Source organism: Priestia megaterium (assembly GCF_041941685.1).
In the GTDB taxonomy this organism is placed as follows: Bacteria; Bacillota; Bacilli; order Bacillales; family Bacillaceae_H; genus Priestia; species Priestia megaterium_C.
Genome location: NZ_CP130958.1, coordinates 1,670,536 through 1,692,655, shown reverse-complemented (window position 1 = coordinate 1,692,655; position 22,120 = coordinate 1,670,536). Strand labels below are relative to the sequence as shown.

At 35.2% G+C, this 22,120-nt stretch carries 19 protein-coding genes and 3 pseudogenes; 8 read left to right on the top strand and 14 right to left on the bottom strand.

Annotated elements, in window-relative coordinates:
* Nucleotides 1–3: 3 nt before the first annotated feature.
* Nucleotides 4–210: a DUF1272 domain-containing protein gene (locus Q5794_RS08800; RefSeq protein ID WP_081085204.1), complete on the bottom strand. Its 207-nt coding sequence runs from the start codon at nucleotides 208–210 to the stop codon at nucleotides 4–6.
* Between the two features lie 144 nt (nucleotides 211–354).
* On the opposite strand from Q5794_RS08800, the gene Q5794_RS08795 reads away from it, so the two are divergent.
* Entirely contained in the window at nucleotides 355–777 is a 423-nt protein-coding gene (locus tag Q5794_RS08795) for an Lrp/AsnC family transcriptional regulator (protein ID WP_192997471.1), read from the top strand.
* Nucleotides 778–1,563: 786 nt separating this feature from the next.
* Here Q5794_RS08795 and Q5794_RS08790 read toward each other — a convergent pair.
* The 4 genes and pseudogenes from Q5794_RS08790 to Q5794_RS08775 all read right to left on the bottom strand — a co-directional run bounded on the left by Q5794_RS08790 (nucleotide 1,564) and on the right by Q5794_RS08775 (nucleotide 5,824).
* A complete protein-coding gene (locus Q5794_RS08790; RefSeq protein WP_374988980.1) occupies nucleotides 1,564–2,325 on the bottom strand; it encodes a PAS domain S-box protein in 762 nt (253 codons plus the stop codon).
* 728 nt (nucleotides 2,326–3,053) lie between these two features.
* On the bottom strand, nucleotides 3,054–3,380 hold the full coding sequence (locus Q5794_RS08785) for a general stress protein (RefSeq protein ID WP_192997473.1): 327 nt from the start codon (nucleotides 3,378–3,380) through the stop codon (nucleotides 3,054–3,056).
* A 721-nt stretch (nucleotides 3,381–4,101) separates the two neighbouring features.
* Nucleotides 4,102–4,874, bottom strand: a pseudogene (locus tag Q5794_RS08780) (TerC family protein).
* 329 nt (nucleotides 4,875–5,203) lie between these two features.
* Nucleotides 5,204–5,824 carry a TetR/AcrR family transcriptional regulator gene (locus Q5794_RS08775; protein ID WP_214987617.1) on the bottom strand — a complete coding sequence of 207 codons (621 nt, stop codon included), beginning with the start codon at nucleotides 5,822–5,824 and terminating at the stop codon, nucleotides 5,204–5,206.
* A 135-nt stretch (nucleotides 5,825–5,959) separates the two neighbouring features.
* Here Q5794_RS08775 and Q5794_RS08770 point away from each other — a divergent pair, with 135 nt between their 5' ends.
* Together Q5794_RS08770 and Q5794_RS08765 are read left to right on the top strand one after the other, a co-directional pair.
* Nucleotides 5,960–8,182: an MMPL family transporter gene (locus tag Q5794_RS08770; RefSeq protein ID WP_214987616.1), complete on the top strand. Its 2,223-nt coding sequence runs from the start codon at nucleotides 5,960–5,962 to the stop codon at nucleotides 8,180–8,182.
* A gap of 264 nt (nucleotides 8,183–8,446) precedes the next feature.
* On the top strand, nucleotides 8,447–8,668 hold the full coding sequence (locus tag Q5794_RS08765; protein ID WP_214987615.1) for a hypothetical protein: 222 nt from the start codon (nucleotides 8,447–8,449) through the stop codon (nucleotides 8,666–8,668).
* Nucleotides 8,669–8,741: 73 nt separating this feature from the next.
* Here the strand turns inward: Q5794_RS08765 and Q5794_RS08760 are convergent, their stop codons facing one another.
* Complete coding sequence (locus Q5794_RS08760) at nucleotides 8,742–10,238, bottom strand: class I adenylate-forming enzyme family protein (protein ID WP_214987614.1); 1,497 nt, start codon at nucleotides 10,236–10,238, stop codon at nucleotides 8,742–8,744.
* Nucleotides 10,239–10,679: 441 nt separating this feature from the next.
* Between Q5794_RS08760 and cax the strand changes: the two genes are divergently transcribed.
* Both cax and Q5794_RS08750 read left to right on the top strand, forming a co-directional pair.
* The gene (cax, locus tag Q5794_RS08755; protein WP_214987613.1) at nucleotides 10,680–11,723 is read left to right on the top strand and encodes a calcium/proton exchanger; all 1,044 of its coding nucleotides are present in this window, start codon (nucleotides 10,680–10,682) and stop codon (nucleotides 11,721–11,723) included.
* A 361-nt stretch (nucleotides 11,724–12,084) separates the two neighbouring features.
* A complete protein-coding gene (locus tag Q5794_RS08750) occupies nucleotides 12,085–12,978 on the top strand; it encodes an AraC family transcriptional regulator (RefSeq protein ID WP_214987612.1) in 894 nt (297 codons plus the stop codon).
* Nucleotides 12,979–13,090: 112 nt separating this feature from the next.
* Here the strand turns inward: Q5794_RS08750 and Q5794_RS08745 are convergent, their stop codons facing one another.
* The 3 genes from Q5794_RS08745 to Q5794_RS08735 all read right to left on the bottom strand — a co-directional run bounded on the left by Q5794_RS08745 (nucleotide 13,091) and on the right by Q5794_RS08735 (nucleotide 15,419).
* On the bottom strand, nucleotides 13,091–13,213 hold the full coding sequence (locus Q5794_RS08745) for a hypothetical protein (RefSeq protein WP_275261285.1): 123 nt from the start codon (nucleotides 13,211–13,213) through the stop codon (nucleotides 13,091–13,093).
* A gap of 303 nt (nucleotides 13,214–13,516) precedes the next feature.
* Nucleotides 13,517–14,215 (bottom strand): polysaccharide deacetylase family protein, encoded by a 699-nt coding sequence (locus Q5794_RS08740; RefSeq protein ID WP_374988979.1) that lies wholly within the window; start codon nucleotides 14,213–14,215, stop codon nucleotides 13,517–13,519.
* A 1-nt stretch (nucleotide 14,216) separates the two neighbouring features.
* Nucleotides 14,217–15,419: a glycosyltransferase gene (locus Q5794_RS08735; protein WP_374988978.1), complete on the bottom strand. Its 1,203-nt coding sequence runs from the start codon at nucleotides 15,417–15,419 to the stop codon at nucleotides 14,217–14,219.
* 484 nt (nucleotides 15,420–15,903) lie between these two features.
* Between Q5794_RS08735 and Q5794_RS08730 the strand changes: the two genes are divergently transcribed.
* Nucleotides 15,904–17,196, top strand: coding sequence for a VTT domain-containing protein (locus Q5794_RS08730; protein WP_374988977.1), 1,293 nt, complete (start codon nucleotides 15,904–15,906; stop codon nucleotides 17,194–17,196).
* Between the two features lie 138 nt (nucleotides 17,197–17,334).
* On the opposite strand, the gene Q5794_RS08725 is transcribed toward Q5794_RS08730, so the two are convergent.
* The 3 genes and pseudogenes from Q5794_RS08725 to Q5794_RS08715 form a co-directional block, all read right to left on the bottom strand.
* Complete coding sequence (locus tag Q5794_RS08725) at nucleotides 17,335–17,568, bottom strand: hypothetical protein (RefSeq protein WP_214987608.1); 234 nt, start codon at nucleotides 17,566–17,568, stop codon at nucleotides 17,335–17,337.
* Nucleotides 17,569–18,037: 469 nt separating this feature from the next.
* Nucleotides 18,038–18,214: pseudogene (locus Q5794_RS08720) on the bottom strand (aminoglycoside phosphotransferase family protein); the annotation flags it as partial.
* 287 nt (nucleotides 18,215–18,501) lie between these two features.
* Nucleotides 18,502–19,278 (bottom strand): SDR family oxidoreductase, encoded by a 777-nt coding sequence (locus Q5794_RS08715; protein ID WP_214987607.1) that lies wholly within the window; start codon nucleotides 19,276–19,278, stop codon nucleotides 18,502–18,504.
* 431 nt (nucleotides 19,279–19,709) lie between these two features.
* Between Q5794_RS08715 and Q5794_RS08710 the strand changes: the two genes are divergently transcribed.
* Together Q5794_RS08710 and Q5794_RS08705 are read left to right on the top strand one after the other, a co-directional pair.
* The gene (locus Q5794_RS08710; RefSeq protein WP_214987606.1) at nucleotides 19,710–20,549 is read left to right on the top strand and encodes an alpha/beta fold hydrolase; all 840 of its coding nucleotides are present in this window, start codon (nucleotides 19,710–19,712) and stop codon (nucleotides 20,547–20,549) included.
* 226 nt (nucleotides 20,550–20,775) lie between these two features.
* Entirely contained in the window at nucleotides 20,776–21,357 is a 582-nt protein-coding gene (locus tag Q5794_RS08705; protein ID WP_214987605.1) for a DUF4825 domain-containing protein, read from the top strand.
* Between the two features lie 36 nt (nucleotides 21,358–21,393).
* Here Q5794_RS08705 and Q5794_RS08700 read toward each other — a convergent pair whose 3' ends face one another.
* Together Q5794_RS08700 and Q5794_RS08695 are read right to left on the bottom strand one after the other, a co-directional pair.
* Nucleotides 21,394–21,567 carry a hypothetical protein gene (locus Q5794_RS08700; protein ID WP_214987604.1) on the bottom strand — a complete coding sequence of 58 codons (174 nt, stop codon included), beginning with the start codon at nucleotides 21,565–21,567 and terminating at the stop codon, nucleotides 21,394–21,396.
* A 125-nt stretch (nucleotides 21,568–21,692) separates the two neighbouring features.
* Nucleotides 21,693–22,105: pseudogene (locus tag Q5794_RS08695) on the bottom strand (YjdF family protein).
* Between the last annotated feature and the right edge of the window lie 15 nt (nucleotides 22,106–22,120).

Sequence of the window (22,120 nt, the reverse complement as noted above, 5' to 3'; positions counted from 1 at the left end):
AATTTATGACAAGCTCAGTGAGCAACTTAACGAATGTTCTTTCCCCCTTGGTCTTTTAACTAGTTCTCCTCCACAGTTAGGACAAATATACATCGCGTTTTCACTACATTTATCACAAAATGTACATTCATGTGTACAGATATAAGCAACAGAGCTATTATGGAGTTTCTTATTGCACTTTTCGCATGTATTTCTCATTTCTAAAGCCATTAAATCCCTCCTTTTGATATAATTAAATTGTATTCTATAAATTTCTATTTTTACATATGTTTCTTATTGTATTACTAAGTAATAACTTTAATATTGACGGAAAACCTATTATTTTAATTTATAATTTAAAGCGGGGTATGTTTTATGGATGAAATTGATAAAAATATATTACTACATCTACAAGAGAATGCTCGTTTGTCCGTTACACAGTTGGGAAAGCTGGTTAGTTTATCTACCCCTGCTGTTAATGAAAGAGTAAAAAAACTTGAAGAAAAAAATATAATAGATGGATATAGAGCAATAATTAATCCTGAAAATTTTAACAAACCTGTAACTGCTTTTATTTTATACAGCAATACAAAATGCAAGCAATTTGTAGAATATTGCAAAGAACACCCTGAAGTTATCGAATGTCATCGTTTGGCAGGTCAATACAACTACTTAGTAAAAGTTTTAACTAATTCCGTTCAATCTCTTGAAACATTCATTGATGAATCTATGGCTTTTGGGCAGCCATCTACATTGATTAAACTTTCCTCACCAGTTGTTTATAAAGCAATAAAGTAGATTAATAATCTACTCTTTTTTATTACTAAATCTATTTAAGGTAATTCTATTATAAGAAGAACATGTTCTGTTGATAGTCACCTTTTTAACTGATCAGCTAGCAGGATTAGAAGTGCATAGAATTTACAATTGCAGTTACCATACTGTCTGTTCTCGGCAGGTATTTTTCTATACGTTCATATGTTACAATAGAGAAAGAACATAAATTAAAATTATATGGTCTCTTTGTACCCTTAGTTTCCTTATAATGGAAAGAGGTACTTTTATGAATATACTTGAAATAAAAAAAACGCTTTATACTCTTATTCAATATGAGGATAGTACTATTACTCATACCATTCCTCAAGTACTGGAACTGTCGTATTGTAAAACATCTAAGATTTTTCAAATCACTACACTTACGGATCAAAAAACCTTAAATTATAACGATTATGATATAGATAACGCTTCTGAAGCTTTATACAAGATCTTAAACTGAAGAAAGCGATTCAATGATTCTTCTATCTTTTATTTAACAAACGTGCGATTTCACAATATGTTATTTTAAACAAAAGAAACTCCTGGTATATGTTCAGGAGTTTCTTTTGTTTTTCTAATGTATACAAGATACAAATCTAATTTAAAAAAACCATTTAAAAATATTTAAAACAGAACGAAACCGTAAAGACGATGCCACTATTTCTTTAATTAGAAACTTCCTCTGAAAGGTTTAGCACCACCTAAAGATTCATATGATATGTATCTTTAAAAAGGTAAAAGTTGCTTTAGTTATTTTCATTTTACAGGTTATTTACTAGAAGTAATTCCTAAAAAATGAAGTGCATTTTTTACAGTAGCCATTATCAGGGTAGAATCTAAATTAATACCTAGCTGTACAGCAGAGCGAGATAATTCTGGCCTTAATCCTGTTAAGATACATTGCACTCCAAGTAGTGACATAACGCTATTAATTTTAAAAAGATGCTCCGTTACAATTGAATTCAATGTATAAATACCGGAAAAGTCTATAATTAAACAATTTATATTTTGCGTCTGCACTTTTACTGGAACAGCCATTAAAAGTTGGTTTGCTCTTTCCTCATCTATGGATCCTACTAAGGGAAGTACAGCGATTCCCTCTAAAAGAGGAACAAGGGTTGTAGACAGTTCATTTATTTGCTTTATTATTTCTTTTTGTCTTGTTTCACTCTCTTTTTTTACCGTAATATCTCTCACATAGGTTTGGATTACTTTTTTATCTCCCAGCAGCAAGGGATGACAATATAATTCAACATTAACAGTTGTCCCGTCCATTCTAAATATGGTTTCCTCAATAAGCTCTGCTGGACGTTCATAAGCAGATTGGATTCTTTTCCTTATTGCTGCTTTAGATGTTTCTTGAAATATATCTAAAGGACTTGCACCTATAATATCTTCCCTTTTTCCTCTAAAAAAATGTTCAGCTGCGTGGTTAACATATATAATCTTATGATTTGAATGAATAATGAGTGGATCTAACGCATATTCAATGACTTCCTGATAATCAATACCCGAAATGTTTTGATTCATAATTTTCACTCCTTAATATAAAGGTTAGACTACTATTTCAAATTTATCAAGGGTTCAATTGCTTGCTTAAAATCTTAAAAAACGACAATAAAGCTTCCTTTGAATTTATAAGTAAGAAATAGTAAGAAAATAGAAGATTAAAAGGTCGTCTGTCCTTTACAGAATAAAAATAAAAACAGCCCTTGGAAATGAATTCAAGGGCCCTCTTTGCATGTATTTAGATCATACCTTCTCACGGGTTAAATCATGGTGTAAGGCTGTATCGGGAACTGTAGGATTAGGATAATTTACTTTCACTTCAAACGGGAATTCTTTTTGATGACGAAATATATTAATTCTTCTTTTAGATTATTTACAGAGTTTTGTCTTTTCCTCTTTTCCCCTTTACCCTATTCTCATTTGACTGAATCGTTTGATCTCTATTTCTTTTTCTTCTACTAAGAAAATAGATAATAAAACCTACTAAAACTAATAAAGTAATTAGAAGGATACTTGTAGGAAAGTATAACGTCCCTATGTGGATACCAAAAAATTGAATCATTATCCTTTCACCTCCATATGAGATTAGTAAACGACTCTAGTAATATACTTTTCGTTCAGTATCTTTTCCGGTTCATAAACCCTTCGTACAGAAGAGCAAATATTATATATAAAGCAACATACTAGCAAGATTTACTAATTTTTCTCTATCACTTAGTTCTTTCAAAGGTTATTGTATAAGAAAACCATTACATATCTTTCTTTGCGATAATGATTATACGTTCTTGTTTCATTTCACCGACACATTGTTTAGCTTCTTCTTGGGTTAAACCTAACGAGGCCATTTTAGAATGAAGTTCATCTTCACGAGAAAATAACTTATTAACTGTAGATTCAAAAACTCCTTGTTCAGAAGCTCGATATTCTTTTGTATTTGTTGTATTTGTTAAATATTCCGAGCGCTCTTTATTATAGGTCAATAAATAAATTTCACTTTTACTAAACCCGTTGACAAAAAACTCTTCAATAAACTTATTTGCCTGACCGCTATTTTCTGCTACTTTAATTTCCTTCACTATTTTCTCCTCCTCTATCCCCATAGAATATGTCGTTCTACTAATAGGTGTATCCTTCAGCAGCCAATTAAAACCAATTTATTCGGATATGGGATAAAAGACTATAAAATATCATCTAAATATTGTATAAAATAGGGTAAATTATCTACTTCTAAGAGAATAGAATATAGACTTCTTTTCCTTTGTAGAAATATCGAAAGAGAACTTTTTATGTAACCCTTCAATGAACCTTAAATCGCAAGTCTTTCTTTCTAGACCTTTTTAATCGTTTAAAATTGGGTAATATATTTTGTGAAAATGTGTGATTTTATTAATTTTTTACGTATTACTATCAAGGCTGTTGTTCTCTCTTTTGCTGGTGTTATATTCAGAGTAATTTACGACCAAATAATTGGAGAAAAAAGTGTTCAAATAGAAAGTCTTATCGGTCTTTTCATTGGTTTTTTTATTGGAATTTTCTTAATTTCCTATTTTACTGATTATCGCAAAAGGAACAAAAATAATAAATAAAATAACCAAGTTCGTTTGCGCAACCATTTCAATTAAAAAGTGCGTTAATCCGGCTTGGATTAACGCACTTGATAGTTACACTTGAATCAACAAAACTCACTTTTTCTATAGGACCTAAACATGCTTTTGAATGTTAAAGATGAGGCTCCGCTTGGATGGAAAGAGTAAGAATAACTGATAATTTAGGGTGCGTATGGCCCTTGATTATCTTTTAGGCCGATGGATTTTCTGATGATTTATTACCCGGTGCAAACCAACCCAATAGCGCGATACCAACTAATACTCCATAGAAAATCAGGGTCCAAGTGGTGCTGTGAGGAAAATGAGGATCTAAGACACCAATATCTTTATGTGCAAAAGTAATAACAGCAAGTTTCACACCTACCCAGGCAACAATGGCATATGCTGTAGTTTCCAAGGCAGGTCGCTTTTCAAGGAGTTTTACAAACCAGGTCGCTGCAAACTTGATTAAGATAAGACCTGCAATCCCCCCAAGAACTACAACTGCAAACTGCCCTCCGTCCATACCACCGATTTCTCCAAACTGTGAATCCGGAAGTCCAAGTGCTATAGCAACCGCAGCTAAAATAGAATCAATGGCAAAAGCTAGGTCGGCTAACGCAATTTTGCCCACCGTCGGCCAGAACCCTTTTCCAGCAGACTCCTTTTCATCATCATTATGAATATTCTCATTGTGTTTCCCAAACCGTGCCTTAATGATATGCTTTAAACCTAAATACAGAAGGTAAGCTGCTCCTATCGCCTGTATCCACCAGACGTTGGCAATAAATGAAATGGCAAAAAGAGCTCCAAATCGAAAAATAAATGCCATGAGAATTCCGTAATTAATCGCTCTTTTTTCTGGTCATCGGGTAAATGTTTGGCTATAACTGCTAGTACAAGAGCATTATCAGCTGATAATAATCCTTCTAACCCGATTAGAATCAATAATGCCCATACGTATTCGAGCCAAATAGATTCCATCCATTTTTCTCCTTTCCAAAATGTAAGCTGTTATGCTAAAGGCCTTGTTTACAATAGAATAACCATATATGCTGCAGTAAACTCTAAAAGATAAGATTTTCATTTTTTTAACACTAATCAACGGTTGAACAACTTTTAGAATAAACCTAAATACGAATTCCAGTATGTGAGTAAATAGTTTATGTCAACATACTTACATAGGTTAGAAAGCCACCATATTATTGTTATGCCATTGGGCTTTTCTCAAGAAGTACCTGTGAACAATAAAAAAACGGCTGTAACATATTAACCAATATGTTACAGCCATTTTTTATAGTGGAATAAGAAAATTAATTAGGACTAATCCCCACCCAAAACAGGTCCACTAGAGCCTGAGCCGTTTTTTCAGGGCCTCCTAATTCTGTAATTAATTCTTTTTTATTCCGAATCATTGTTACCGTGGAAAATGTATGCGCAAGCAATCTGGGACTTGCTACGACGATTTCTCCGTTGTTTGCAGCTTGCTTGAATACGTCCTCTAATGCCTCATGTATCGCTCTCTCTGCCTCACGAATTTCATGAATATGATCTTCTGTAAGCGAAGAAGTCGCTTCCTGCAATAATGTTTCAAAATCAATATGCGGTCTTTTTAAATGATCTAATGTTACCTCATATAATCTGTGTTTCAGCCCATTGGAATTTTGTAATAATTTCTCCGTTTGTTTTGTAATGCGTTGAAACATGCTTGATACCGAAACTGTAAACAAAGTTGCCTTATTTTTAAAATAGTAGTAAACGCTGGCCTTGGTCACATCGCTTGCTTCAGCCACTTGGTCCATTGAAACTTTTTCGTATCCATATGCCATAAAGAGATGAGCAGCTGTTTTTAAAATTTGCTCTCTCGTTATATTATTTTCAGCTGTTATTTTAGGTCTGCCAGGCTTTTTTTTCGATGTCTGATTCGTATTCATAAGGGCCCTCCTTCTAGTTCAAGAAATTGGCAAATTTAAACTAGTTGATTAATTAACCTTCTGGTATATATAATTATTGAAGGTTCTATATATATTGTAATAGAAACAAACAGATTTGGAAATGAGGGAGCATTAATGAAAGAATCACCTTTAGCAACATTCAGCCAATTTATGACTGGAAAAGTGAGTCGTTGGGTTGTTATTGCCGTATGGATTCTGGCAACTGCAGTTCTAACAATTGCTTGGCCTGCCGTAAATAAAACGGAAGTGAACAATGCACCAAACTTAAGTGAGAATTCACCTTCCGTAGAGGCTGAAAATCTTATAAAGAAAGAATTTCCTAACTCATCAGGGGTTCCTGCCTTACTTACATGGCACAAAGAATCAGGTTTGAACAACGATGATCTAAAATCTATTCAGCAAGTGGCGGCAGATTTAGAAAAGAAACCATTAGAAGAACAAACGTCTACACCGCCTTTGCATAAGTTACCGCTATCAGCTCTACAAAAAATGATTTCGAAAGACGGTACAACGCTTGTACAGCCCATTTTCTTTAAAGAAAACGTTGAAACGGATGTACTAGAAAAAAATCTAGACACGATTAAAAAACAAGTAAAAGAACAAGTTTCATATGATTCTTTTGGTACAGATATTGATGCAAAAGATAAGCTAAGCACGCGTGTTACGGGGCCTGTAGGGATTCAAGTAGATGCAACCAGCTTATTTGAAGGAGCAGACGTTTCGTTACTAATTGCAACAGTTTTACTAGTCTTAATTTTACTTCTTGTAATTTATCGTTCCCCAATTTTAGCGATTATTCCTTTAATCGGTGTAGGTTTTGCCTATGGGGTGCTGAGTCCAATTCTCGGTATTTTAGCAGATAAAGGATGGATTACGGTCGACTCGCAGTCCATATCCATTATGACGGTCTTGTTGTTTGGAGCAGGAACAGACTATTGCTTATTTTTAATTTCCCATTATCGCGATGAGCTTCGCAAAGTAAAAGATAAGAGACAAGCACTTATCAACGCCTTTAAAGGTGCTTCAGGTGCTATAGCTATGAGTGGATTTACAGTTGTCATCTCTCTTCTGGCCTTGATTGTAGCAAAATACGGTGCTTACAATCGTTTTGCAATCCCTTTTAGCTTATCTATTCTAGTTATGGGAGTAGCAAGTTTAACACTTATTCCCGCCCTGCTTTCGGTTATGGGAAGAGGTTCTTTTTATCCTTTCGTCCCTCGTACTCCTGAAATGGAAGAGGAATTGGCGAAAAAGAAAGGAAAACCGGTGCGTGACCGAAAAGAGAAAAACCGTTTCGGGAATTGGATTGGTAATGTGGTTACGACTAAACCATGGACAATCATTGTAGCTTGTCTAGTCTTTTTTGGAGCTTTATCCCTTTACTCTAGTCAAATCAAGTACACATATGATTTATTGTCTTCTTTCCCTGAAGATATGCCTTCTCGTGAAGGATTTACGATTATTTCTGATGCTTACTCTCCTGGTGAACTAGCACCAGCACAAGTAGTCATTGATACGGAAGGAAAATCGGTTGACCTTGAAAAAGCATTAAAGAAAAATGACCTTATTAGTACTGTTTCTGCACCTCAAAGTGGTACAAATAATGAGGATTTAAAAGTATATGACGTTACGTTTAATGTGAATCCATATAGTATAGAAGCAATGAAAGCTATTCCAGACTTGAAAGATGCAGCTGAAAAGGCACTGTCACAGTCCGGAGTTTCCGCAGTGGAATCCAAAGTATGGATCGGCGGTCAAACAGCTACACAGTATGACACAATGACAACGAGTGATAAAGACGACAGTATTATTGTCCCATTAATTATTATTTTTATATCACTTCTGCTATTAGCTTACTTGCGTTCCATTGTAGCCATGCTTTACTTGGTTGGAACGGTTATCTTGTCCTACAGTGCAGCCTTAGGATTAGGCTGGCTCATTATTCACAACATCATGGGGGCAGATGCTATCCAAGGAGCGATTCCTTTATACGCATTTGTATTTTTAGTGGCGCTTGGTGAGGATTATAATATCTTTATGATCTCAAGCATTTGGCAGAAAAAGAAGCACATGCCATTAAAGCAAGCAATTAAAGAAGGCGTAAGCGAAACAAGCGGTGTTATCACATCAGCTGGAATCATTTTAGCTGCTACCTTCGCGGTTCTAGCAACACTGCCTATTCAAGTTCTGGTTCAGTTCGGAATTATCACGGCTTTAGGTGTTCTGTTAGATACATTTATTGTGCGACCATTCCTTGTACCTGCGATCACTACGGTTTTAGGAAGGTTTGCTTTTTGGCCAGGTAAAGTTGAAATGGTACCAGAAAAAGAGCAATAAATATTAAAGCCAAGAAAAAAGCAAAGAGAATATTCTCTTTGCTTTTTCAGCAAACCCAGGTAATAACATAGGGTGATACTCACTACTATTATTAATGAGAAATGCAAGGACAAGAAGAATAATTCCTCAGTAGAAACATGTGGCTTTCTACACTTCTTTTAATACCAAATTCATTTAAATTGTTAACCTTTACTTGCAATTCATAAAAGCAGCTATTCAGGATAAAGTATTACTTAAGACACGTATACTACTGGAGGTCGTAATTTGTTAATTGGTGAGATTATTCAAAAGTTAAATAATGGTAATACTTATGAGGAGATTGCTTCTTCCATGAAAATTAGTGAAGATATATTGAGAAATGATTTAAAAAATTTCGGATTTCAATATGATAATAAAGAAAAAAAGGTGGTATTTACAGGCTGCGAATCTGAGTATGAGAATACACTTCTCGTTTGTTATCCTGATATAAAAGGACTTTCTATTTAACATTTCTGGTTTAAATATATAATTTCCCATTCTAAAAGCGTGGACTGCATTCAGTCCACGCTTTTAACTATCTTCATTTTAGTTCTCTTTTTAATACTTTACCAAGCTGGTTTTTAGGAAGTTTATCAGTAAAATAAACTTCTGGAATTTTGTAGCTTGCTAGACGATCTTTACAATATTTTAAGATATCTTCTTTTGTTAAAGAAGAATGAGAATCTTTTACCACATACGCTCTAGGTTTTTCTCCATAAACTGGATCTTCTACTCCTATTACAGCGGCTTCAATGACCGTATCTATTTGCTCAATTATTTCTTCTACCTGATCAGGATAGATATTATCACCGCCATATACGATAACATCTTTATAGCGTCCCATAATATATAAAAAGCCGTCTTGATCTACCTTTCCAGCGTCCCCCATATAGAACCAACCATCTCTAAGGACTTTGTCAGTCGCCTCTTGATTATGCCAATAGCCTTTAAAACAATAGGGGCTTTTTATAATAATTTCTCCAATTTCTCCTGTTTTCACTTCTTGTCCTGACTCAGGATCAATAATTTTTACTTCTACACCAGAAAGAGGCTTACCTGCTGATTCAATTTTTTCATTTCCCATATTTGGTGTCCATACACTGACTGTCCATGCTTCTGTACTTCCATACCCTTGTATCATGCTAATGCCTAATTTTTCATATTCCTTAATAAGATAAGCAGGAACTTTTGCCCCTCCAGCAATAGCAACCTTTAGTGAAGATTTCTTTGACCCTGCATTTTTCACTGCTTCGAGCATTTGCATATACATAGAAGGAAACGCTAACATCATAGTGATCTTATGAGTTTCAATCGTTTCCCAAATGATTTCTGGTGTAGGATCTGACAACAAAAATAACCCCATCCCGTTGGAAACAGATTTCAAAATATTATTAATAGAACTCATATGATAAAAAGGATGCGAAGCAAGAAAACGACCATCCTCTTCATAATCGATTCGTTGGCTAGATGGTTGTATATAAGAATACACATGACCATGCTCAATCATACAGCCTTTTGCGTTGCCAGTTGTTCCAGAAGTAAAAAGAAGCATAGCTATGTCATCTTGAGAGACCTGTATATTTGGATTTAGTATAGAATACGTAGAAAAAATTTCATTATATTCTTCAACTGTCTCCACGCTATTTTTTCTTCCTACTTGTAAAGTAATCACGTCATTTAATATTTCAGAATCAAAAAGAATAACCTCATGAAATTTTTGGTCGTAGAAAATAATTTTAGGTTGTGCACTATCTAAAATATCGATAATTTCATACTTCGTAAGCTGCCAGCTAATAGGAACCGCTACGGCTCCTATTCTTAATGCGGCTAGCAGAATGGTAGGAAACGGATGATTGTTTTGACAGAGAATTGCAATTCGATCCCCTTTTTTAACGTTGTGGCTTAACAGGTAATGAGCGAGTTGATTGACACGTTCATTATATTCTTTAAATGTATGGAAAGATGTACTCCAAATTAAAGCCTCTTTTTCAGCAGATTGTGTAGCCCTTTGCTCTAATAGTTCTCCAAGTGTATACATAATAGCTCTCTCCTTTAATGATAATTACCAGTTTGAATCATATTTAAATGGTGCTTCATTCTAATTATTTTTAAATCTATAAACTACATTACCCATAATTAACGTTAACGAAAACGTCAATTATGGGCGTTTGGAAAATTCATATCTTTTTAGCATGTAAAAGATACATATTTGTTATTCAGAGCAGACTATTCAATATACTTTGAAGCTTATCTTGAGGAGTTCATAGCGCTTTATCTTGTACGATTCTTTTCTTTTTTAACTTTAGCCCCCTTTTGCACCAGCTATTAAGTATGTTCTCTTTCTATGCGTCGAGTTAATTGCTAGTTGCACTCTCCATGTGAATAACAAAAGTCTTAAGAGTTATATTAATAAAAACGCTAAGATAATATAGAGCATCTCTTCTTGCTATAGGATCTATAAATGACCATGGAGGAAAATATGAATAAAGTCTTTTTCATTTTTATGATTATTGGTGTACCTCTTTCAATTATTGGCAGCATTTTTAATTGGAATTATATTTTAATGTTCTTTATTTATTGTGTGACATTAATTAGTTTGGCTAATTACATCAGACGTTCTACTGAAAGCCTTAGCGCTGTAGTAGGTCCAACAGCAGGGGGATTACTTAATGCTACGTTTGGCAACGCTGCAGAAATTATTATTTCGTTTTTTGCATTAAGTAAAGGACTAAATACAATCGTCATTTCCTCCATTACTGGAGCAGTTCTCGTTAATCTACTTTTTGCGAGCGGAATATCAATGATTGTTGGAGGAATCCGATTTAAAAAGCAAAAATTTAGTGTGTTTAAAACACGACATAATACCTCCCTCTTAATGTTTGCTATTATCGTAACTTTTGTATTGCCATTTATCTTTGCAAAACGCTTGGATGATAAAGATATGCAGGTTTTATCAACTTCTTTTGCCATTGTGATGCTGACCATTTACCTGCTTGCTCTTCTTTTTAAACTTGTCACGCATAAGGGGATTTTCACTGGAAACGCAGAAGAAAATGGAGAGGAACCAGAATGGGGAAAAAAGAAAGCAATCGTTGTACTTGGACTGGCCACAATTGTACTAGCTTATATTAGTGAAAAACTTGTTGGCACCATTGAGCCAGTAGGTGCTGCCTTAGGGTGGAGTCACGTTTTTATTGGAATTATTGTTGTGGCCATAGTCGGAAGTGCTGCAGAGTACGTGTCAGCAATTGCAATGGCCTATAATAACAGAATGGACGTAATGGTGGAGATTTCCATTGGTTCAACCGTCCAAACGGCCATGTTTGTTGCTCCTATACTCGTTCTGTTCTCATACTTGTATGATTTCTTGCCTCTTGTATTTAATACAGCGGAAATGATTGCGATGATCCTTGCCGCTCTCATGACGGTGACCGTTGTGAACGACGGTGATTCCAACTGGTTCGAAGGTGTTTTACTTGTTGGTACCTACATTGCGATAGGTTTTAGTTTTTACCTTTTATAGAATCTTTTCAAGAAAAAGATAAAAATTTCAGCTTACATAAAGACAACGCTTGGTCATCTTTTTAAATCTTGATGAATAACATATACAAAAAATTTGCTTTTTTTTGCATGGTTTTCAACTTTAAACACGATTAAAATATTGCTGCATTGATAATATATAATGGTATATGAACGAGAAAAACGAGCTCTTATCTGCTAAGGGCTCGTTTTTCACATTTATTTCATCTGCCCTTATATAAACATTTAAAATAAACAAAAGACACAAGTAAACCTAAAACATATGTCCTAATTGAATATAGCAAAAAATGTTAAGAACCAAGATTTGTTTGCTGTTATAGTGAACGTAAGGTAGGTGAATGTAAATGAATTATGTAACTTGTATACAGAGATCGCTAGATTACATTGAGGAGAATTTGGAGACACAAATTACTTTAGAAAAGTTAGCAGAAATTGCTTGTTTTTCTCCTTTTCATTATCACCGTGTCTTCCAAGCCATGGTGGGAGAATCAGTGATGGATTATGTGAGGAAACGAAGACTTACACGCGCAGCAGAACGCTTATTTTTCACAGATGAAAAAGTGATTGATATTGCACTTGATGTTGGTTTCCAATACCAAGAATCATTTAACAGAGCCTTCAAAAAATTTTACGATGTTTCACCAAAACAATACCGTAACGCAAGGAGAATATCTGGACCGCTGCGGGGAAAAGCCTACCTAACTACCACACTTTTGTCAGGAGGAAATAAGATGGAACCAAAACTAGTCACTAAATCTGCTTTTTATATCATTGGATATGAGCTAAAAACGAAGAACGAGGGTGGCCAGAATAACAAAGACATTCCTGAATTTTGGCAACAGTACATGCAAAATGGATTAGGCTCTAAAATCCCCAAACCCCTAAACGAAAACGCGGAGCTTGGCATTTGCACTGATTTTAATCCTGAAACGGGTGAATTTGTTTATGTAATTGGCATGGAAGTAGAGGAAGGCACTCCCGCGCCTGAAGGAACAGTTTACAGAAGCTTCCCTGAACTAGAATATGCTGTATTTACTACACCAAAATCAAATGAAGAATCTTTTACTTCTTCCATTCAGTCCACATGGAATTATGTTTTTACAGAATGGTTCCCTGAATCGGGTTATGAGCACTACGGATCAATGGAGTTTGAATTGTATGACAAAAGATGCTATGGTTCAGAAAATAAAGAGATCGACATCTACATTCCTGTGAAAAAACAGATTGTTAAGGCATAACAGAGAACTCCCATTTGTTTAAGAGAAAAGTAGTGTAGAAATTCATTTATAATACTATGATATTTAAGTTTCTAATAAAATCTTTTATGTATTGGGTGAAAAGCACTACACCTTATGCTACCTTGCCTTTTTTATGTGTATAATAGTCAAAGATAGCAACCCCAAAGGAAACTCCAAAAGCGGTTGAAAATGCTGTTAAAAGATCAAAATTAGAGGTAAACAGAATATTAATCATTAAGTTTCCTCCAAAGAATATTAAAAAATATACCAAGAATTTCAAAATAACTTTTTTCAAGAACTACCCTACTTTCATAGATGTCGTTTAAATTGACTGCTGATTCAACACAGATTTTAAAAAACATGAAATTATAAATATAACCAATATATGATTATATTACCATATATTTTTACTGACCATAAAAAAGAACCTCTTTAAAATAGAGGTTCTTTTTTTATAACAGACAAGATATTTAGTTACGGTAATAACAAGAATTAAAATGTCATTCGCAAGCTTTAATAAAGATAGTCCTCTTACTACCTATAGCTTCTCTACCAATTCATCAACACGGACACAAGTGAATCCTTTTGTTTTCACTGTTTTTAATACATCTCTTAACGCATTAATTGTGTTTCTTGGAGCTTCAGATTCCGCCCCGAGCGTATCTCCGCAGTCGTGCAGCAAAATGACGTCCCCGCCTTTTATGTTGGCCAGGCGTTGTTTAATCTTTTCGCTTCCGCCAGAGGTTCGCCAATCTTCCGCCATGATTGACCATAGAATAATCTTATATTTACCTCTTCTCATAAAATCGAAAAGGGTGAGTATTCCCCAAGGCGGGCGATAATAAATAGGTGTGACTCCAGTGATAGATTTAATCACCTTGGCTGTATTCTTAAGTCCATTTCTAACTTTCCAAGGCGACATAAACCAGTTGGAGTGATGTACGTAGTTATGAATTCCGATTAAGTGGCCTTCACTATGCATGCGCTGAATCAGTTCAGGGTACTTTTCTGCTTTAGTACCGACCACAAAAAAGGTTGCCTTCACCTCATGTTTCTTCAATAAATCAAGAAGTATCGGCGTATAAATAGGGTTCGGACCATCATCAAACGTAAAAGCAATTTTAGATAAATCCCTTCCTCTTTTAACTACGTTCACTCCTAGACCACGTGATAGGAAATACGGAATAACGGTGTATAATAAAATGAAAAAAATAATAGCAGAAATCATGAACTCCATATTATATACTCACCTCTATCTCCTTTTTCTTTTGTATCGTTCTACTATCTGTTACGTTACGTAATGGACCGCGTCTTGCTGTTTCGACAATGACATGGAGAGCGTCTATGGATGATGTTTTGGTTTGATATTTTTTCATTCTTTGTTTCATCCATCTTAAAGGTGCTGAATCACGGACAAGATTTTCAATTTGCGCAATTAACTCTTTTTCTGACTGTGCAGACAGTGCGAATCCCGAACGACATAAATACTCTGCATTGTCTTCTTCTTGTCCTGGTAACGAATGATAAAGTAGTATTGGTAGATCCATCGCCATTGCCTCAGAGGTTGTTACTCCCCCCGGCTTGCTGATCATTAAATCTGAAATAGCCATTAATTCTTCAACCTTTTCACAGTATCCAAAAATTCTCACGTCATGCTTCGAGTCTTTTAATTCCCACTCTAATTGTGTTTTTAATTTCTTATTTTTACCACATACTATAAAAAGTTGAATCGGTGTGGAAATGGATTCTAATGCCTTAAAGGTTGAAATCCCTTTTCCAAAAAATCCGTCTCCCCCTCCCATGATGAGCAGGGTGAACATATTTGGATTGATCATATATTTATCTAGGAGAAGGTCTTTTGGAAGAACATCCATAAATCTTTTCCGTACAGGTATTCCAGTGTATTTAATTTTGTCTGCCTCTACCCCTAACGCAATTAATTGATCACGCAATCGAGCAGACCCTACCACATATTGGTCTGTAGAGGGATGAATCCAATAAGAATGATCCGTATAATCTGTGATGATGGTTACCGCTGGAATATCAATTAACCCTTGCTCTTTTAATTTCGATACTATCCCCGCAGCAAATGGATAGGTACTAACCACTACTTTCGGTTTTATTTCCTGTATGATTTTAAGCACGGTTTGCATACCCGACAAAAAGATCGAATTTAGCTTAATGGAAAACGAATTTTTCACACGAGTTTTTTTATACAAAAAGCTATACACTTGAGGAAACTTCTTAATGCTTTTTTTATAAATATAGTGGCTGATTGGATAGAGGGTGGGATGAATCCACTCCACGATATCCATGGTAATAGGCTCAGCATCAGCGGCGATCTCATTTACTGCCTCGCTTATCGCATTAGCCACTTGTTTATGTCCCTCTCCAAATGTAGCGGAAAGAATGAGGTATTTATTTTTCTCACGATTATTCATGACTTTTCCCTCCTTGTAGTTTGTATGCTTTTGCTATGTGGTAAAACCTAGGCTGTTTCCCGCACCTTTTTGTTCTCTTATTTATACGATTAAAGAATTACTCTACTTGGAAAAGAGTAAGCATTATAAAAAATTCATAACGGGTAGTTACCCTTTTCAATCAATTGGTAAGATTTATCTTTTCTTCTCTTCCGTTACATAGATTGTTTAGGAACTCCTTACACTATTTATTAGAAAAATAAACGGTCTTATGTTGAACTTTCAAATAGCACATTTTCAGTCTACGGTTTGTAATTAAAAATAGGCTAAAAATAACATTAAAAATCAATGAAAAAGAAAGTTTTTTTTATAAATAGTGCTACATTAAAAGAAAAGTAAAGGTGAAATTAACCTTTTCCCTTCTCTTATTTTCAATCAAATTCAAGCATATTTGAGTTATTCACTGTGCTTTAGGCAAATACATATTATGAAAGAAGGACAAACCATGGATTTTATCACATCTTATATAAATCAATACGGATATATCGTGCTGTTTCTAGCATTGATGCTGGAACTTCTTGCTCTTCCTCTTCCAGGGGAGCTGCTCATGGGCTACGCTGGGGTTCTTGCTTTTCAAGGACATTTAAGCTGGGTGGGAAGTATCTTGGTGGCTGGTATGGGGAGTATGGTTGGAATGACCGTAGCCTACGGGGTAGGTTATAAGTTAGGGACTCCTTTTTTTGATAAATACGGAAAAACATTTCATATGGGGCCAGAGCGAATTGAAATAATGTCAAAATGGTTTAGTGTACATGGAAACAAGCTGTTGATTATTGCTTATTTCCTCCCAGTTATTAGACATATTACAGGATATTTTTCAGGAATTACTCGGCTTCCCTTTCGGACGTATGCACTGTACGCCTATAGTGGATCGTTTCTTTGGGTCACCACATTTATTACTCTAGGAAAGTTATTAGGACCTCAGTGGGAACAGTTTCATAATTCTATTAAGAAGTATTTTGTCATTGGGATGATTGTAGCTGTAAGTTTGTTCGCAGCTATTTACATTTATAAAAAGTTCAAAGTAACGATTAAAAAGATAGCAATTAATTGCCTCAAGTGGATAGTAAATGTGTTTCATACGCGGAAACGGGCAGGTCTTGTTTTTATATTTACAGCATTAGTTACATTAGGGTTTATTCTGCTTATGATTGGAATGACGCAAGACTTTATCGCAAACGAGTTTGGAGATTTTAACAAAATAACAAGTCTATTAATAACAGCCCTTTTTAATAAAGATTGGAATGTACCAATGCGGATATTTTTCATGCTGGGATCCAGGCAAGTGCTGGTGGCATTAATTTTCTTTACACTTGTATGGATTTTATGGAAAGGCAGAGATAAAAAAATCGAATTATTATCTCTGGTAGTTGTTGCAGGCGGCGGGGAGCTATACGAAGAAAGCCTGAGACGAACTTTCCACCATTTCTCCCCTATTAGAAAATCGTTGATAGAACAGCTTTCATACACCTTTCCAAGCGAGCAGTCTTTGATGGCTTTTGTTATTTATGGGTTTGCTGTGTTTATGCTGGTTCGACACTCTAAAAGATTATGGGTTCCTACATTAGCACCAATAGCAGCCATTCTTATTTTATTGCTTATTGCGACTAGTCGTTTTTACCTGAGCATACAATATCCCAGCGATATTGCAGCAGGATATGTATTTGGAGGAGTATGGCTAGGGTTAAACGTTTTACTTCTTGAAACCTTCCGTCTTATGAAAGGTATTACTCTATAAGTGATACCTTAAAGAAAATTTATTTCTGATGTTTCCTATGAGAAAAAACACCTCCAAATGATTGCTCGGTACTCCATACCCAGTTATCAGCTTGAAGGTGTTTTTTTATTTATATAAAATCAGAGCCTGTACAAATTATTAGCAACTACGTTTTCTTAATCTGCGAACGCTGATACTGTCTAAACTAGTAGTATTTCTATTACCTGAATTATCTTCCCATACTAAAAATCCGCCTTCTGCTCGAATAAACGTACCATTTCCATCAAGTTGTCTTCCAGCAGAAAAAACTTGAATTTTATCTCCTCTTCGAAAATTGTCTACTATAGAGCGAGATTGAGATGTACGACGATCTCTACTACGACGTCCTGCCATAACTTCACCTCCCTATACATTTATAGTACATACTATAAAAAAAACGAAAACTGGAATAAGCAAAGCCCGTATAATCACAAAAAATATTTTACAAATTAAAAATTTGTCCATATCTGTCCATAGTATTTCTGTAATCTTTCTTACATTCATTCCCAGTCAACATAATGCCTCTTTCTAGAGCACATATAAAAATCTAGCCTTTAGTGCATAACGATCGTTTTTGTTGCTGCAGCTTAAAAACACATTGAATCTCTTTCATCTTGTAATGCTGTTGTTACATTGATTTATTGAGTATAAAATATATATATGATTAAGGTGTTTGATATATATATTTTAAAAAATTATATCCTTTAGACACACAAAAAAAATCCTCCACAAAAAGAGGATTCAAACAGGATAAGTAAGAAAAAGAAATATACATGCATGTTCCTGGGGGCACTACGCTTGTATAATCAACTTATACCCGATTTTCATCAATGCCTAAAAATTTTGGTGCATAACTAAAACCTTTGTTCTCTAAATGCTTTAATAGCTTATGAAATTTATGACTATCTGATTTTAATTCTCGTCGTACAGTATCTCCCGAGCGATAAACGTTAGAGACATTCCCTCCTGTTAGCACTTCTTCGTCCTCAAAGCTTGACATATAAACATTCCCCCTGAATATATCCTATTTGTCGTCAATAAGTGAAAATGATAAAGCATTCTTCATAAATGAAATATCTCATTTTACTACTGATTTAGAAAAGCCCGTACTTTTTCTTTTGTAGCCCATCAACAATCCTTTGGGACTGACTGATAAGTTGTAGAAACTCGGTTATCGTCATGTTACGTTACATTATAATAAAAAAAGAATCTTCATTCGAAGATCCTTTTAACTGCTTGTTTCATACAAAAATCCGCTAAAAAGTGGAAGACCGCTACTATGTTAAATCACCAAAAGCCTCCATCTGAGTGAATAATTTGTCCGGTAATCCATTCTGATTCTTCACTTGCTAAAAAGATAACTAATTTTGCGGCATCCCGGGGCTCACCAAGTCGACCCATTGGGAACTTTGGCAGTAACTCTTCCTTTAACTCACTGCTCATCCAGCCAGTGTTAGTTGGTCCAGGATCTACAGCATTAACAGTAATTTTAAGAGGTGCTAATTCAATAGCAACTGATTTAGTAAATGTAGAAACAGCCCCTTTTGTTGCAACATAAGCCAAATTCCCAGGCTCAGGTGACTTATCTTGACCTGATACCATATTAATAATTCGACCGCCATGCTTACCTTCGATTAGACGTGCAAACTCAACAGTCAAAAGGCACGTCCCTCTAACATTCACGTTATAATGAGCATCAAGCATATCAGCATCTATAGAACGAAAATCTACGTCCACAGAATGTGTTCCATTATTTACAAGGATTGATGGAGAACCTAGTTTGTTTTGAACTTCATCAAGCAGCTTTCTTGGTGCATTGGGTTGCGATAAATCCAATTCCATTGATTCACATCGCACTCCCAGACTGCGAATCTCTTCCATAAGACGTTTCGACCATTTAAAATCATCCTCATTGCAATAATCCATTAAACGATCATACTTTGACCAATGAGTGAAAAAAATATCTGCACCTTCTCTAGCTAATTCCCTGCATATTTCAGTACCAATACCTTTTGCCCGACTAGCACCAGTCACAATCGCAATTTTATTTATTAACCGCTTCATAAAGCATCTCCTCATGAGAACGCTGAATTCATATGCTCACCAATAGCACACGAATTCAGCAATCCTGTATATGTATATTAATCTATCAAGTTGTAATAAATGAAAAAATGTAATTAAAGTTTAAAAGGTATTTTCTCCATATTAATCATTCATTCTTATTTCACCTCACATAAGTATTTTTCCATACATGCATTCAACTTTCCTGCCTTATCAACATGTTACAGACAGCAAACGCTGAATCCCCATGCTCTCCAACAAGTTTAGGCTCTTCCCTTAGTTACATTTTATATTTTACTTTTTAGTAAAAAGGTAAAGAGATAGGCAGAATAATGGCTTTCCTAAATAAAATTCCAAAAGGAAATATCCTCATTTTAGAGAACTGAATAAAGGACTACTTTTCATTTCTCTAACACTTAAAAGGAGGTACACGAATGAATGAAGAAATAATAAAAATTGATAACGTTGAGATTTGTACAGAAAGTTTTGGAAACCCCAAAAACCCTGCTGTCCTTTTAATAATGGGAGCAATGTCCTCGTTAGATTGGTGGGATGAAGACTTCTGCCTTCGCCTCGCTGAACGGGAGAGATTTGTTATTCGTTACGACCATCGTGATTTAGGTCGGTCTACCACTTATCCACCCGGTACTTCTAACTATACAATAACGGATATGGCTGACGATGCAATTGGTGTTTTAGCTGCTTATTCTATAGACAAAGCTCATATTGTTGGAATGTCTTTGGGCGGGATGATAGGACAAATCCTTGCTCTTAGATATCCGGATCGCATAGACTCCCTTACCCTAATTGCATCAAGCGTATTTGGAAAAGAGGCGGAAAAATTGCCCCAAATGGATCAGCATATACTTGATTACCACACGAAGAGCACTTCCATAGACTGGTCAAATCAAGAGGCAACCGTTCCCTACCTTGCAGGTGGATGGGAAATTTTAAGTGGGACAAAGCCTTATGAAGAGAAAAGAATGCATAAGCTAGCAGAAAGAGAAGCTGCCCGCGCCAAACAGCTGCCGAGTAGATTTAACCATGCCTTGCTTCAAGGAGGAGGCCAATATTATGACAGGCTGAGTGAAATTAACATACCTACGCTGATCATTCATGGAACAAAAGACCCCGCACTTCCGTATGAACATGGGCTTGCTCTTGCAAAAGCTATTTCTCATGCTAAATTAATAGCTCTTGAAGGTACAGGACATGAAGTTCATAGTGAAGACTGGGAACAAATTATTGAATCAATTGTAGGAATTAGCTCTTAAAAGTAAAAAATGAGATATGAAGACTTCAAAGCGCTTTTTCAAAAAAGCTTTGGGGTCTTTTTATGTTTCAAATTTCCTTCTACTGACAGTAGACAAAACATCCCCCACAGCAGCGGGTGTTTTGTACAAAAGTACCTACACCTTTTCAAAACATCACATTTACGATACACTGATATTCTGTATAATATCCACATAAGGGTATTTAAGTAATAAAATGGATGTTTTTGTGAAGTATTTTAAGGTGTTTTTTTGTTTAATATTATTAATCCTTGTAAGCATAACAGGCTGTTCTCAAAAAGAAGAAGTCACAAGTGTTAACAATGTTGATGTAAAAAAACTTAAAGACCATAGTGAAACTTATGTTGGAGATAATTCCAACGTAGTAGCTATCATAGAGGCGTTGCCTGGAGGAGAAACATTTAAAGAAATTGATTTACATAATAAAACACCAAAAATAATGTATGGTACTAAAGAGGGCTCTTTATCAGAAGATGAAATGTTAAAGTATTGGTTTGATGGTAAGAATACATTAGAGAAGAATTTTCTTTACAATGCTATTTATTTAACAATATTAGTACCTAATGCTGAAGGGTACAGTTTTAAAATAGATGATCAGAAATTCTCAGTATCTAGAGAAGAAATGAAACAATTCATTTCCAAAAACATTCAAACTTTACCAGATAGCAATGAGTTATTTGATAAAGAAAAAGCACAGCAATTTATAGATCATAATAAAGAAAAGATAAATAAAACAGTTAAATCGGCAGCTATTCGAGAAAATTTTTTTAAGAATGTTCCTATAGTATAAGAATAAGAGGTTGAAACATAACGAAATGAATCCAATCTAAACACGAACAAATGGATACATGAGCTGAACCGCTTGTGACACCGCTGTTGATTTCCGTGCAAGACTTCGCTTTCCGCGGGCGGCCGATGAGCCTCCTCGTCGCATAAGCTCCTGCGGGGTCTCACCTGTTCCGCTGCTCCCGCAGGAGTCTTCGCCTTGCCCTCCAATCAACTGCTAGAAAGACCTACACACATGAAACCTACGTTTACTCCAACAAAAAAACCAAACTATAAATCAAATATGTTGATCAATAGTTCGGTTTTTACTTCGTCTAAAATAATTTTGTCCCAGCCTCTCTATTTGCCTTTGTGCCTAGCTTTCGCCTTTAGTTTCTTCATCAAATACTTTTTTTCCTTTAGTTCTTCATGGTATTGTTTAGCTTTCTTTTTTCTACTTTTTTCTTTTCTTCGTACTCTTGCTTCATGGCTTCTTGAGCTTTAGTCGAAATACTAATTTTATTTATTTCTTTTGCTACTTGGCGTTGTAAGCGTTTTGGATTTACCTTTTTATTAGATTTTCTTTTTACATCAAGACCTGCATGAACTGATTGATTGATCACCTCTAGCAATCTGTAATTAATAAAGTCTAATATCTCTGCATCTTTTGGTTCTGCTCCAAATACATAACGAAATGCTTTTAACTTACCGCCTTCTACAACTTCAATAATGCCTACCCAAAACTGACCATCATGGTAAATCGTTAGTGACATAACGATTCCCTCCTC